Source organism: Nocardiopsis alba DSM 43377 (assembly GCF_000341225.1).
GTDB classification, from domain to species: Bacteria; Actinomycetota; Actinomycetes; order Streptosporangiales; family Streptosporangiaceae; genus Nocardiopsis; species Nocardiopsis alba.
In genome coordinates this window covers 13,027-26,450 of record NZ_ANAC01000014.1, presented here as the reverse complement: position 1 = coordinate 26,450, position 13,424 = coordinate 13,027, and the positions used below count along the sequence as shown (strand labels likewise).

Sequence of the window (13,424 nt, the reverse complement as noted above, 5' to 3'; positions counted from 1 at the left end):
CCGAAGTTCGTGGAACAAGACCCCGCGTCGATGGGTTAGAGTCACTGTTGGTCGGTGTGGTAGCAAGTGTCCCCCGGGCCTCAACTATTGCCTTCGCGGAATACCGCGTTCGGCTCCCGCCCTTCGGGGCGGGCCGACCGAACGGCCAGGAGCCCCGTTGTGCCCCGCGCCGAGAGGCGACCGCCATGCCGACCATCAACCTCGTGCCCCGCTCCCACCGAGGTGGGAGTGGGGCATCGTGTTGTCTCCAGGAAACGTAACGAAGGACGGTCACAGGCGTGGACGAACGGTCCCCCCGGCAGCCGGATTCCTCCGGACCACCCGACTACACGGGTGGTTCCGAGGCAGGTCGGCCGCGCCCGGAGAACCCTTACCGCATCCCCCAGCGGCCACCGGGGGCTCGCCCCACGGACACCGGCGACTTCGGCCTCGAGCATCCGCGTCCCGCGGACCCCGTCGTCCCGCCCTCGTCCGAGCCGAGCCTCCCCGCCGCCGAGTCGTGGGACCCCCGCCCCGGTCGACACGACCCCATCACCGAGCCCTGGGAACTGCCCAGGGAACCGGACGGCCCCGACCAGCGCCCCGAGCGGATCGATCTGGACGACGTCGCGCCCGAGCGCGAGGAGCGTCGTTGGGACCCTCCGCTTCCGCCGGAGCCCGCCCGCTGGGAGCCGCCCTCGTTCCAGGGCGAGTCCTCGATGGGCGAACGGCCCGCGCCGGCCGGGGGCGACGGCCCCTCCGAGCCTCCTCTCTGGGAGGCGTCCTCTCACCGGGACGCTGTCTCGACCGACGCGTGGCCCGCGTCCACCGAGGAGAGCGCCTCCTCCGAGACCACCGGATGGGAACCGGCCCCCTACCGGAGCGAGGCCCCGACCGGCGAATGGGACACCGCTCCGACAGAGGAGAACGACGCCCCCTCCGAGCCCTCTCTCTGGGAGACACCCTCCTACCGGAGCGAGCCCTCGACCGGTGAACGGGGCACCGCCCCGACAGAGGAGAGCCACTCCCCGGAGCCCCTCCGTTGGGAGACACCCTCGTTCCAGAGCGAGCCCCCGACCGGTGAACGGCCCGCGCAGGCCGAGGAGCCCACCGGATGGGAACCGGACCCCTACCGGAGCGAGCCCTCGACCGGCGAATGGGGCACCGCCCCGACCGAGGAGAACGCCTCCTCCCCGTCCGCCTTCGACGACCGTCCCTACCCGGACGCGGTGTCCAACGAGCATCAGGCCGCTCACGAGACGGCGTACTCCCCTTCGGCCCCCCACTACTCCGAGCCCGGGGAGCCCTCCTTCTATGAGGAGCGTTCCGACGGGCACGACCCGGTGCCCGTACCGGTCCCGGTCGGCCACGGAGAGACGCCCTACGGCGGACAGCCCGCCTACAACGGCGACACCCCCTATCCCGGATCGGTCCCTCCACCCGCCGAGGACGACGGGTCCACCGCGGCCGAGCCGCCGCGGAGAGAGGGCTATGAGTTCCTCTACAGCGGCCAGGGGCCGGGCGGGGCACAGGGCCCCGGCGGCCCCCAGGGTCCGGACGGACCCGGAGGACCGTACGGGCCGGACGAGGACCCCTACGACGGTGACGCCTACGACCCGGGGCCGCCTCCGGCGAAGAGGAAGTCCCGCCGTGGCCTGCTCATCGGCGTGATCTCGGCCGTGGTCGTGCTGGCGCTGATCGGCGGCGGCGTGTCCTGGTACATCTACACCATGCCGCAGCCCGAGGAGGCGGTCGCCGCCTACGAGTCCGCCTGGGAGGAACGCGACTACGCGGCCCTGGCCCAGGTGACCACCGGTGCCGACGCCGAGGAGATCCTCGGCGGGATCGACGCCGGTCTCGGTGTGGACGGCGTCGACGTGGAGATCGGCGCCCCGGTCGTCGACGGTGGCGCCGGTACCGCCTCCTACGAGGTGACCCTCTCGCTCACCAACGCCGACGACTGGGGTTGGGAGGGCGAACTGCCGCTCGTGCGCGAGGACGGCGAGTGGCTGATCGACTTCTCGCCCGAGGTCGCCTATCCGGGGCTGGGCGAGGACCAGGTGCTGGTCCGCACCACGGTGTGGGGCGAGCGCGGTCAGATCCTGGCCGCCGACGGCACCCGTCTGGACGCCCCCGACGTGTCCGGTTCGCTCCAGATGATCGCGGGTTCGGTCGGCGAGGCCGACGAGGACGACGTGGAGCGTCTGGGCCCGGCCTACAGTGTGGGCGACATCGTGGGCAAGAGCGGGCTCCAGCGCACCTACGAGGAGCGGCTGGCCGGCGAGGCGGCGACCACCATCCTGATGGTCGGTTCCGCCGAGGCCGAGGACCCCGACTCGTTGGAGGCGACCGAGGACAACACCGTGGCGACGCTGGACGGCTCCGACGGCGAGTCCATCACCACCAGCATCGACATGGGGGTCCAGAGCGCGGCCGCGAGCGCCATCATCGGCGCCGACGATCCGGCCGGTCTGGTGGCGGTGCGTCCGTCGACCGGGGAGATCCTGGCCGCGGTGAACGTCCCCGGTGGGTTCAACCGGGCGTTCGAGGGTCAGTACCCGCCCGGTTCCTCGTTCAAGATCATCACCTACAGCGCGCTGTTGGAGAACGGTCTGTCCATGGACACGACCATGGACTGTCCCGAGGAGTACGACCTGGGCGGCTGGCCGTTCCGTAACGCGGGCGGCGCCGAATACGGCGACCAGACGGTGACGGAGGCGTTCGCGACCTCCTGCAACACCTCCCTCGTTCAGGAGGTGGAGCGCTACCTGTCGTCCGACTCGTTGCAGGCGGCCGCCGAGCGGTTCGGGATGAACGCCCCGCTGGACATCGGCGTGCCCGTCCAGGAGCCGAGCTTCCCGCCCGTGGACAGCGCCACCATGCTGGGCGCGCAGAGCATCGGCCAGGGCCAGATCCTCACCTCGCCGCTGCACATGGCCACGGTGCCTGCGGCGATCGCGGACGGTTCCTGGCGGCACCCGGTGCTGGTCACCGAACCGGCCCGGGAGGACCTGCCGGAGCCGAACGCCATCGGTAACGCGGAAACGCTGCGTCCGATGATGCGCGCGGTGATCACCGAGGGAAGCGCCAAGAGCGTCGACTTCCAGGGTGAGGTGTACGGCAAGACCGGTACCGCCGAGTTCGGTACCGCCGACGACGCCGACGAGGACGACGAGCTGCCCAGCCACGCGTGGATGGTGGGTTACAAGGGCGACGTCGCCTTCGCCCTGGTGGTCGAGGGCGGCGGTGGCGGTTCGGCCGTGGCCGGCCCGCTGGCCGCCAAGTTCACCAACGCGCTGTAGTCGAGTGCGCGATGGGCCCCGGCGATCTCCGGATCGTCGGGGCCTTCGTCATCCCCGGTGGGCGGCCGCGAGGGCGCGCGCGGCCGCCCGACGCCCGGAAGGGGCTTCGGTGTTCGTGCCCCGTCCGGTCAGTCGGCCGGGTGGACCGGCACGGAGGAGCCGCCGGTGGCGACGGCCTCCGCGGCGAGATCCCCGCCCGTCTCGGTGCTCTCCGTGGCGCTCCCCGCCCGCGGGGTGTCCGGTCCGGGAACACTCGGTGTGAGGACGAACAGAGCGATCAGGAGCCCCACGGTGACCGCCGCGATCAGACCGCAGGCCACCCAGGGCTTCCAACTCCGCAGCCCGGGATCGACCGGGGCGTCGGGATCATCGCTCTCGAAGGACGACAACCGGTCGGCGAGCCTGGGAGCCTCCTCACTGAGCTGTCGCTCGATCTCGGCGAGAATTCTCCGCTCGTGCTCTCTCAGGGACATGGCACCCTCCTCGGCCGCCGGGGGAAGGACTGTCGTCACCGGGTGTCCTACAGTCTCCCCCGAGTGAGATCCGCTTATCCGAACACCCCCAGGTTCTGCATGCCCGTTTTCAGCGCTCTGACCTCGTATGAGATGTATTTTCACGATTCGAGAGGTTTGTATCGCCCAGCGAGAGGAAGGGCTCCTCAGTCCGGGTAGCACTCGACCTCGGAGGCCTTCACCACGGCCCACACCTCGCTCCCCCTGGTCAGCGCCAACTCGGCCAGGGCCGCCGGGGTGATGTCGGCGGCCAGGGAGAGCCCGCCCTCCAGAAGCACCCGGACCTGATCCCCGAAGCGTTCGACCCCGGCCACCGTCAGCCGCCACGCGTTGCGCGGGCTTCCCCCCGAACTCTCCCGGTACAGGGCCACCGCCCGGGGTGGGAAGGCGACCAGGGCCGGCCCCCGGTGTCCGTCACCCGCCTCGACGCGCACGGGCCCCCTCCCGTCCTCGCCCTCCAGGGTCACGGTGGTCCCGGAGGCCTCGCCCCGGAAGAGGTTGAGCCCCACCAGTCTGGCGACGTAGGAGGTACGAGGGCGGCGGGCGACCTCCGCGGGGCTCCCCTCCTGCACCAGACGACCGTCCTCGATGACGGCGATCCGGTCGGCCATCACCATGGCGTCGAGAGGGTCGTGGGTCACCAGGACGGTCGCCCCCTCGAACCCCTCCACCAGATGTCGCAGCCGCGAACGCACCGTCGCCCGGGTGCCGATGTCCAGGGCGGCCATGGGTTCGTCCAGCAACAGCAGCCCGGGACGGACCGCCAGGGCACGGGCCAGGGCCACCCGCTGCGCCTGCCCTCCGGAGAGACGTCGGGGTCTGGCCGACGCGTACTCGGCCAACCCCATCTGCTCCAGAAGCTCCATCGCCAGCCTTCGCGCCTCGGTCCTCCCCGCCCCCTGGCAGCGAGGACCGAAGGCGACGTTGTCCAACGCGCTCAGGTGCGGCAGGAGCAGGTAGTCCTGGAAGACGACGCCGACGGGGCGATGCTCGACGGCGGTGGTGGTCAGATCCTCCCCGGCCAGGAACACGTGCCCGTCGGAGAGCGGGGTCAGCCCCGCCAGGGCCCGCAGGACCGAGGTCTTACCGGCCCCGTTGGGCCCGAGCAGGGCCAGGACCTCCCCCGGCGGACAGGTGAGACGGACATCGAGAGTGAACGTCCCCCTGCTCAGCCTGAGGTCGGCGTCGAGCCCTCCGTCGGACGTCGGGGCGGGGTCGAGCGGGGTTCGGGGTTCCCGTGCGGCCATCAGACGCTCATCCACCTCTCTCGCAGGGTGGCCAGGACGGCCAGGGAGACCAGGAGCAGGACCAGGCTGAGGACGATGGCGGCCTCGGGGTCGCGCTGCATGGCCATGTAGACCGCCAGTGGCATGGTCTGTGTGGTGCCGGGAAAGTTCCCGGCGAAGGTGATGGTGGCGCCGAACTCGCCCAGAGCCCGGGCCCAGCACAGCACCGCCCCCGCGCCGATCCCCGGCAGGATCATGGGCAGGGTGACGCGGGTGAAGACGGTGACACGCCCCGCCCCCAGGGTGGCGGCGGCCTCCTCGTAACGGCGGTCGGCGCCGCGCAGGGCCCCCTCGACACCGATCACCAGGAAGGGCATGGCCACGAACACCTGGGCCACGACGACGGCCGCGGGGGTGAAGGGCAGGGTGAGCCCGAACCAGGAGTACAGGTACTGGCCGACGATGCCGTTGCGCCCCAGCACCAGCAGCAGCGCCACGCCGCCCACCACCGGCGGGATCACCAGGGGGACGGTGACCAGGGCCCGGACCAGTCGGCGTCCGGGGAACTCCGTGCGGGCCAGCGACCAGGCCAGAGGCACCCCCAGGACCAGGGAGACGAGGGTGGCCGCGGTGGAGGTGGACAGCGACAGCCACAGTGCGGTCAGCACGTCGGGGTCGACGATCCTGCGCCCCATGGTGGCCCAGGGCGCGCGGACCAGCAGGCCGACGAGGGGCAGGAGCAGGAAGAGGAGCCCTATCAGGGCGGGCAGGACGAGGACCCAGGGGACCCGTGCGGTCCCGTTGCCGGAGGGGCCGCGACCGACTCGGGGCGTTGGAGCGGTCACGGCGTGCCGAACCCCGCTTCCCGCATGATCGGAGCCCCCTGTCCGGTGACGAAGTCGACCCAGGCCGCGGCCCGCTCGGGCGACTCGGAGTTCGCGAGCACGCCGATGGGGTACTCGTTGAGGGCCTCCTTCGCCTCGGGGAACCCGATCCCCTTGACCCGGTCCCCGGCGGAGATGACGTCGGTCTCGTAGACGAGTCCGGCGTCGACCTCGCCGAGTTCGACCTTGGTCAGGACCGCGCGCACGTCCTCCTCCAGGGTGACGGGGGCGACCTCCAGCCCGGCGGCCTCCAGAGCGATCCCGGTGGCGGTCCCACAGGGCACCTCGTCGGCGCAGAAGGCCGTCGAGACGTCCTCGGACGTCAGATCGTGGAGGGAGGAGACCCCGGCCGGGTTGCCCGGCGGCACGGCGATCATGAGGGTGTTGGTGGCGAACACCAGCCCCTCCTCTCCGTGTTCGGCGGCCCAGTCCGCGTCCAGGTCGCCGGCCTCGACGACCCTTTCCATCGTGGTGGTGTCGGCCGAGGCGAAGACGTCGGCGGGGGCTCCGGAGGCGATCTGCTGGGCCAGTTCGCCGCTGCCCGCGAAGTTGAGGACGACCGTCACCTCGGGGTGCTCCTCCTCGAAGGACTCCGCGATCTCGGTGAAGACGTCGGTGAGAGAGGCGGCGGCCATGACGGTGAGCTCGACGTTCTCCGTCCTCTCCCCGCCCCCGTCGCCGGAGCAGGCGGTGAGTCCCAGGGCCAGGGCGGCCGCGACGGCGCACGCCCGGTACACGCCCGTTCCGGCGCAGCGGGTTCTCGGGGGGATCTCAGGCATGCCGTCCTCCGGTGGACTCGACGATGACGTTGGTGGACTTGACGACCGCGGTGGCCGCGGCCCCGACCTCCAGTCCGAGTTCGTCGGCGGCCTCGCGGCTCATCAGCGAGACCACCCGGTGCGGCCCGGCCTGGATCTCGACCGAGGCCATCACCCGGTCCCGGACGATGCCGGTGACCAGACCCTTGAAACGGTTGCGGGCGGAGGAGACCCGGAGCGCGGGGTCCTCGTCGGTTCCGGAGCGCATGAAGTCGGCGAGTACGGCGCCGTCGAGGGTGCGGCGCCCGGAGGCGTCGCGCTCGGCGGCCAGTCGACCGGAGTCGACCCAACGGCGCACCGTGTCGGCGCTGACGCCGAGCAGTTCGGCGGCCTCACTGATCTGGAAGGTCGGCATGGAGGAGACCCTACTAGTCGCAGATGCAAGGATTTCAGGGATTTTCCCCTAGCAGATCCTAGCTTTCAGCGCCGATATCTGTCGCTTATGCCAAAAGGGAACATGACAGGAGGGCCCGCCCCCCTTGGGAACGGGCCCTCCTGTTCTCGCTCGTGGTCTCAGCCGCGAACGTCGACGATCTCGCCGACCGGCCCCTCCGCCCGGAAGTCGTCCAGGGCGGTGACCACGTAACCGGCCCCCTCCTCCAGGGGCTCGGTGTCGGTCAACGTGGGTTCACCGGTCATGCCGACCAGGTTCGCCGTGTCCAGGGCCGCGCAGTAGGCGTCGTCGTCGCCGTCCTCCAGCGCCCGGACCGCGTCGGCCGGCAGGCGGTAGAGCGCGTAGAAGCGGGCCCCCTCGATCTCGTCCCACTCCACCTCGACGTTCCCGTCGACGAGTCGGGCGTCGACGTCGTCGACCGAGCCGACCCGGGGCCCCTCGCCCTCGGGGTCGGTCATCGTCGGAGGCAGCGCGGGGTCGGCGTAGTGGGTCTCCAACAGGTGATCCACCGCGCCGGGGTTGTCGCGCATGCTCTTGATGGAGAAGTAGATGTCGCCGGCGACCTGGTCGAGTTCGCCCGAGTAGTCGAGCTGCGTGCTCAGCGCGTCGTCACCGGTCCATCCGCTCTCACCGAGCCGGTAGGCGCCCTGGCCGACGTAGAGGTCGACGTCGGTGCCCTCGACCTCGTTCGCCCACCAGTCGGTCAGCGCCTCGTAGTCGGCGGTGGCGAAACCTCGCTCCCAGTAGAGCTGCGGGGCCACGTAGTCGACGGTCCCCTCCTGGATCCAGGTGCGGGTGTCGGCGTACTGGGCGTCATAGGACTGTAGGCCCGAGCCGGGCGAACCGGACGGGTCGGTGGAGTCGTTGCGCCAGATGCCGAACGGGGAGACGCCGAAGCTCACCCACGGTTTGCTCTCCTGGATCCCACCGTGGACGTCGCGCATGAGCTGATCGACGTTGTCGCGCCGCCAGTCGCCCCGATCGTCGAAGTCGCCTCCGTACTCCTCCCAGGTGGCGTCGTCGTCGAAGGTCGCGCCCTCCTGCGGGTACGGGTAGAAGAAGTCGTCGAAGTGGATCCCGTCGACGTCGTAGCGGTCGACCACGTCCATGATCACGGAGGTCACCCACTCGCGGACCTCGGGGTTCCCGGGGTCGACGTAGGCCTCGGTGCCGAAGTCGACCAGCCAGTCGGGGTTGCGCTTGACGGGGTGGTCGTCGGAGAGGTTCTCCACGTCGGGGTCCTGAAGACCCACACGGTAGGGGTTGAACCAGGCGTGCAGTTCGAGGCCGCGCTTGTGGGCCTCCTCCACCGCGTACTCCAGCGGGTCGTAGCCGGGGTCGCCGCCCTGCTCGCCGGTGAGGTAGCGGGCCCAGGGCTCCAGCTCGGAGTCGTAGACGGCGTCGGCGGTGGGCCTGGTGTGCAGGAAGACCGCGTTCAGTCCCATATCGACGGAGTCGTCGAGCCACTCGTCGAGTTCGGCCTTCTGCTCGTCCGCGGACAGGCCGGGCTCCGAGGGCCAGTCGATGTTGCGCACGGTGGTGAGCCATGCTCCGCGCATCTGACGCTTGTCGTCGTCCGCCGGGCAGACCGCAGGGGCGGCGATGCCCTCTCCGCCCGGTGCGCGCGGGTCGTCGGAGGCCGGGTCATCGCCGGCGGAGCAGCCCGCCAGCAGTACCGTCGCCGTGGCGGCGGCCGCGGCCCACCGGCCTCCGGCGCGCGGCTTGGTCAGGGCCCGTGCCATGGAACGCATCGACCATCTCCTCAAAGGTGTTCGCGCGCCGCCGTCCCATGACGCCACGCCGCGAACCAGATTAGGACAAGATGTCAATTTTCAGACACGATTCGGCCAAGGTGTGGACAACGTCGCACCTTGGAGGGAACGGGAATGTCACCGAGGGTCAACGGGACACCCCGGTCCGGGCACGAGTCCTCGACCACGTCCCCTCACCGGTGATGCCTCGTTCCCGGCTCTCACCCCGCCCCTCCCCACCTGCGAGGAGCCGTGATCCGGACACGATGGCGACGTCCTAGACTCGATCCCTGTGAACGCCGCGTTGACCCCACCGAAACTGTTCGTCCGCACCGTCCCTCTGCGCGATCGCGCGGACGGCCTCGTCCGGCGGTTGCCGGAGGGGGCTCCCCTGGCCTGGCTGACCGGGGACGAAGGCATCGTCGGCTGGGGTGAGGCGGCGCGGTTCGACCCCGAGCCCTCCCCCGAGGGGACCCCGCCCACCGACATCACCCGTTTCACCACGGCCGCGCGCCGGTTCGCCGAACTCCTCGAACACGCCGAGGTGGAGGACGAGGTCGGCCTGCCCGGCACCGGCCCGGTCGCCTTCGGCACCTTCGCCTTCGCCCCCACCTCCGGCGGCTCCGCGCTGATCGTGCCCCGCGTGATCGTGGGACGGCGCGAAGGACGGTCCTGGCTGACCACCATCACCGACGCCCCCGGGGACCATCCGCGCGAACTGCTGTGGCCGGTCACCGAACCCCGCCCCGTCGGTCCGGTCGACTGGAGACCCGGCTCCCTCACCGACGCCGTGTGGATGGACACGGTCGCCTCGACCGTCGCCCGCATCCGGTCCGGCGAACTCGACAAGGCCGTCCTGGCGCGCGACGCCCACGCCGAGGCCCACTCCCCCATCGACGTACGCGTCCTCCTGGAGCGGCTGCGCACCCGCTTCCCCGGCTGCTTCACCTTCTCCGTCGCCGGCATGGTCGGCGCCACGCCCGAACTCCTCCTGCGACTGGAGGGGGACGAGTTCACCTCTCTGGTCCTGGCCGGGACCCGCCCCCGAGGCGTGGACGAGGAGGACGACCACCGTCTGGGGCGGGAGATGATGTCCTCCGCCAAGGACGTGGAGGAGCACGGCCTGGCCGTGGACTCCCTGCGCGCCGCCATGGAGCCCCTCACCGAGGAGCTCACCGTTCCGGCCTGGCCGCACCTGCTCAAACTCGCCAACGTCCAGCACCTGGCCACTCGGGCCCACGCGCGTATGTCCCCCGGGGTCGGAGCCCTGGAGGCGGTGGCCGCCCTGCACCCCACCGCCGCCGTGGGAGGGACCCCCACCGAGACCGCCATGCGATTGATCGCCGAGGTCGAGGGCATGGACCGGGGCGGCTACGCGGGCCCCGTCGGATGGGTCGACGGCGCGGGCAACGCCGAATGGGGCATCGCCCTGCGCGGTGCCCACGTGGAGGGCTCCCGGGCACGTCTGTACGCGGGCTGCGGGATCGTGGCCGGTTCGGACCCCGCCTCCGAGCTCGCCGAGACCGAGTCCAAGTTCCGGGTGATGCGCGAGGCCCTCACCGACCCCGAAACCTGAGACCCGCGCTCGGGCACGCGGTTCACACGCGTGAAACACGAGCACGACAGAATTCGGACATGAACGTCGAAAGCATCCCCTGGGACCATCCCGAGGCGTCCGCGCTGCGCGAAGGGCAGCGTCGGGAGATCGCCGTCCGCTACGGCACCCCCGACTCCGAAGCGGGCACCCCTCCCTCCGCCGCCGACATCACCGTGTTCGTGGTGGTGCGGGACGAGGACGGCACCGCCGTGGGCTGCGGAGGCCTGCGCGACCTGGGCGACGGTTCGGGTGAGCTCAAACGGATGTTCGTGCTGCCGGAGCGTCGAGGGAGCGGGGCCGCCCCCGCCCTCCTGCGCGACCTGGAGGGCCGGGCCCGCGAGTTCGGCTGGAGACGGCTGCTCCTGGAGACCGGAGACCGGCAGCCGGACGCGGTGCGCTTCTACACCCGGGAGGGCTACTCTCCCGTCCCCGCCTTCGGCTCCTACGCGGACGCGCCCGGCTGCCTGTGCTTCGGGCGGGACCTCTGACACGAACCGGCCCCGGTCCTCCCCCACGACGGAGGGACCGGGGCCGGTGGTCTCGGCTCGGGAACGGATCCCGAGGCGAAGGATCAGGTGCCGACGTCGCGGCCGCCCTTGTGCCAGGCGCACACCACCGAAGGACGCGGGAAGTCCCCGTCGGGCCAGAGGCTGGTCGGCTCCTCGGCCGTACCGTTCTCGCCCGGGTGCTGCGGCGCGAGGAAGACCGTCTTCTGGTCCTTCGTGACCAGCGGGCCGCAGGTCTCCGCCTCGACCGGGACGGTCGCGAAGGTCCGCAGCTCACCGCGGAAACGACCCTCCACCGGGACCACGTGCAGGGAGTCGTTCATCCCCAGGCTGCCCGGCTGACCGTCGGTGGAGATCCACAGGTTGCCGTGCTTGTCGAAGGTCAGGTTGTCGGGCGCCGAGATCGGCATGACCTTCGACTTGTCGAAGCCCGCGTAGTAGGTGCTGTCGTCCTCGGGGTCGCCGCACACGATCGGGACGATCCAGGAGAACGTGGTGGCCGCCGAGTCGGCGCCGTCCTCGATGATCTCCAGGATGTGGCCGTACTTGTTGGGGCCCCGCGGGTTCGGCTCGTCGGCCTGGCCCGGCTCGCGCGCGCTGTTGTTGGTCAGGGCGCAGTAGACCTTGCCGGTGACCGGGCTCGGCTCGAAGTCCTCGGGACGGTCCATCTTGGTGGCGCCGACCTTGTCGGCCGCCAGACGGGTGTGGATCAGCACCTCGGCGACGGAGAAGCCCTCGACGAAGCTCTCGGTGTCGGAGCACAGCGGCAGCCACTCGCCGGTGCCGTCGAACTCGCCGTCGGAGGGCAGGGCGCCGGTGCCGTCGATCTCCTCCGCGGGGCTGTTGCCCTCCAGGCGGGCCACGTAGAGCGTGCCGGTGTCCAGCAGCGTCATGTTGTGCTTGTGGGAGCCCTCGACGTACTTCTTGGCGCTGACGAACTTGTAGATGTAGTCGAAGCGCTCGTCATCGCCCATGTAGGCGGCCACCCGGCCGTCCTCGGTGAGGTTGACGTTGGCGCCCTCGTGCTTGAAACGGCCCAGCATCGTGCGCTTGACCGGGGTGGAGTCCGGGTCGTGCGGGTCGATCTCCACGATGTAGCCGAAGCGGTTCACCTCGTTGGGGTGTCTGGCCAGGTCGAAACGCTCGTCGACCCGATCCCAGCGGCGACCCGAGTACCCGGTGGACAGCCCGTAACGGGAGGTCGCCTCGTTGTCGGGGGCGCCCACGAAGTACTGGTGGAAGTTCTCCTCACCGCTGAGGACGGTGCCCCAGGGCGTCATACCGCCGGCGCAGTTGTTGATCGTGCCCCGGGCCAGGACGCCCTCGGGGTCGGCCTCGGTGCGCAGCAGTTCGTGGCCTGCCGCCGGGCCGGCGATCCGGAAGGGGGTGTCGGCGGTGATGCGGCGGTTGAAGGGTCGCTCGCCCTCGGTCACGAGCCTCCACTGCCCGGTGCCGCCGACGCGCTCCAACTCGACGATCGAACCGCCGTGGGCGGCCATGGCCACCCGGATCCATTCGAGGTCGGCCTCGGCGCCGCCGGAGTATCCGGCGAACATCAGCTCCTCGTTGGTGTACTCGTGGTTGACCCACAGCAGGCCGCGCTCGTCGTCGAGCGTGAAGAAGCCGACGTAGTCGCAGTTGTAGCCGAACTGCTTCGCCTGCGCCTCGGCCGTCTGGTTCTCGAAGTCGAACTCGGGGGCGTCGGGCAGGACGGGGTCGCCCCAACGGACGATGACGTGGTGGTCGTAGCCCTCGGGGACGCTCACCTCGTCCCGGTTGTTGGGCAGGACGTTCTTGAAGGTGGGGCGAGGTGAGGGGTGGGGGCGTCCGGGACCTCTGTCCGCCGCCGCCGGGCTCAGCGCCGCCAACCCCAGGGCTCCGGCACCACCGCCGACCAGGGCGCCCTTGAGGGCGCTACGGCGGGAGAGCACCCCCTGGAAGATGTCGCCGAAGTAGGCGTTGTCGCTCTTGTTCGGCTCGGGGTGGAAGCAGGCGTTGCCGCAGCGGTACAGGCAGGTCTTCGCGGATCGACCACCGCCGACGCCGCCGATCAGGGGCAGCATCCGACGACGGGGCGCGGATTCGGGCACGCGTTCTCCTCGGGAATCGTGTCTGCTCCGCACCTTCCCGAGGGGGCTGCGGGGCTCCGCTCGGGGGGGCACGGAGTAGTGCGGGCAGTGGGGTCCTGCCGGTCGATCTCGACCTTGGCCGAGATTCCACACGCTCGGGTGAAACCGGGGTGAACTCACCCTCAACTCCCGCGCACGACTGTGGTGATCGCACGCTGAGCGGTCACACGAACACGTACCGTCGGACCTCTTGGTGATCCTCGCCTACCCCACCGCGCACTTCCACAAGCCTCGCCCAGGTGAGGCCGGGTGTTTTCGAGGAGAGGGTCGGAGCCCCCGTGCCGTAGGGCCCCGAACGCCTCCGGAGACCGATGTCCCGAAAGACG

At 70.8% G+C, this 13,424-nt stretch carries 10 protein-coding genes; 3 read left to right on the top strand and 7 right to left on the bottom strand.

All coding sequences use genetic code 11. The features are described 5' to 3' along the window. Positions 1-278 precede the first annotated feature (278 nt). Positions 279-3,281, top strand: coding sequence for a penicillin-binding transpeptidase domain-containing protein (locus tag D451_RS28660; RefSeq protein WP_017535177.1), 3,003 nt, complete (start codon positions 279-281; stop codon positions 3,279-3,281). Positions 3,282-3,409: 128 nt separating this feature from the next. Here D451_RS28660 and D451_RS0116045 read toward each other — a convergent pair whose 3' ends face one another. The 6 genes from D451_RS0116045 to D451_RS0116020 all read right to left on the bottom strand — a co-directional run bounded on the left by D451_RS0116045 (position 3,410) and on the right by D451_RS0116020 (position 8,866). Further along, a complete protein-coding gene (locus D451_RS0116045; RefSeq protein WP_017535176.1) occupies positions 3,410-3,754 on the bottom strand; it encodes a DUF3040 domain-containing protein in 345 nt (114 codons plus the stop codon). Between the two features lie 185 nt (positions 3,755-3,939). Continuing rightward, complete coding sequence (locus D451_RS0116040) at positions 3,940-5,040, bottom strand: ABC transporter ATP-binding protein (protein WP_017535175.1); 1,101 nt, start codon at positions 5,038-5,040, stop codon at positions 3,940-3,942. Continuing rightward, positions 5,040-5,864 (bottom strand): ABC transporter permease, encoded by an 825-nt coding sequence (locus tag D451_RS0116035; RefSeq protein ID WP_017535174.1) that lies wholly within the window; start codon positions 5,862-5,864, stop codon positions 5,040-5,042. The genes D451_RS0116040 and D451_RS0116035 overlap by 1 nt, the downstream gene beginning before the upstream one ends. Next, a complete protein-coding gene (gene modA, locus D451_RS0116030; RefSeq protein ID WP_017535173.1) occupies positions 5,861-6,682 on the bottom strand; it encodes a molybdate ABC transporter substrate-binding protein in 822 nt (273 codons plus the stop codon). The genes D451_RS0116035 and modA overlap by 4 nt, the downstream gene beginning before the upstream one ends. Further along, the gene (locus tag D451_RS0116025; RefSeq protein WP_014908847.1) at positions 6,675-7,076 is read right to left on the bottom strand and encodes a TOBE domain-containing protein; all 402 of its coding nucleotides are present in this window, start codon (positions 7,074-7,076) and stop codon (positions 6,675-6,677) included. The genes modA and D451_RS0116025 overlap by 8 nt, the downstream gene beginning before the upstream one ends. A gap of 158 nt (positions 7,077-7,234) precedes the next feature. Continuing rightward, positions 7,235-8,866, bottom strand: a complete 1,632-nt coding sequence (locus tag D451_RS0116020) for a glycoside hydrolase family 10 protein (protein WP_026125115.1) — start codon at positions 8,864-8,866, stop codon at positions 7,235-7,237. Positions 8,867-9,158: 292 nt separating this feature from the next. On the opposite strand from D451_RS0116020, the gene D451_RS0116015 reads away from it, so the two are divergent. Together D451_RS0116015 and D451_RS0116010 are read left to right on the top strand one after the other, a co-directional pair. Further along, positions 9,159-10,442 carry an isochorismate synthase gene (locus D451_RS0116015; RefSeq protein ID WP_017535172.1) on the top strand — a complete coding sequence of 428 codons (1,284 nt, stop codon included), beginning with the start codon at positions 9,159-9,161 and terminating at the stop codon, positions 10,440-10,442. A gap of 59 nt (positions 10,443-10,501) precedes the next feature. Further along, positions 10,502-10,951: a GNAT family N-acetyltransferase gene (locus tag D451_RS0116010; RefSeq protein WP_014908975.1), complete on the top strand. Its 450-nt coding sequence runs from the start codon at positions 10,502-10,504 to the stop codon at positions 10,949-10,951. Between the two features lie 83 nt (positions 10,952-11,034). Here D451_RS0116010 and D451_RS0116005 read toward each other — a convergent pair whose 3' ends face one another. Next, positions 11,035-13,059, bottom strand: coding sequence for a PhoX family protein (locus D451_RS0116005; RefSeq protein WP_026125114.1), 2,025 nt, complete (start codon positions 13,057-13,059; stop codon positions 11,035-11,037). Positions 13,060-13,424 lie beyond the last annotated feature (365 nt).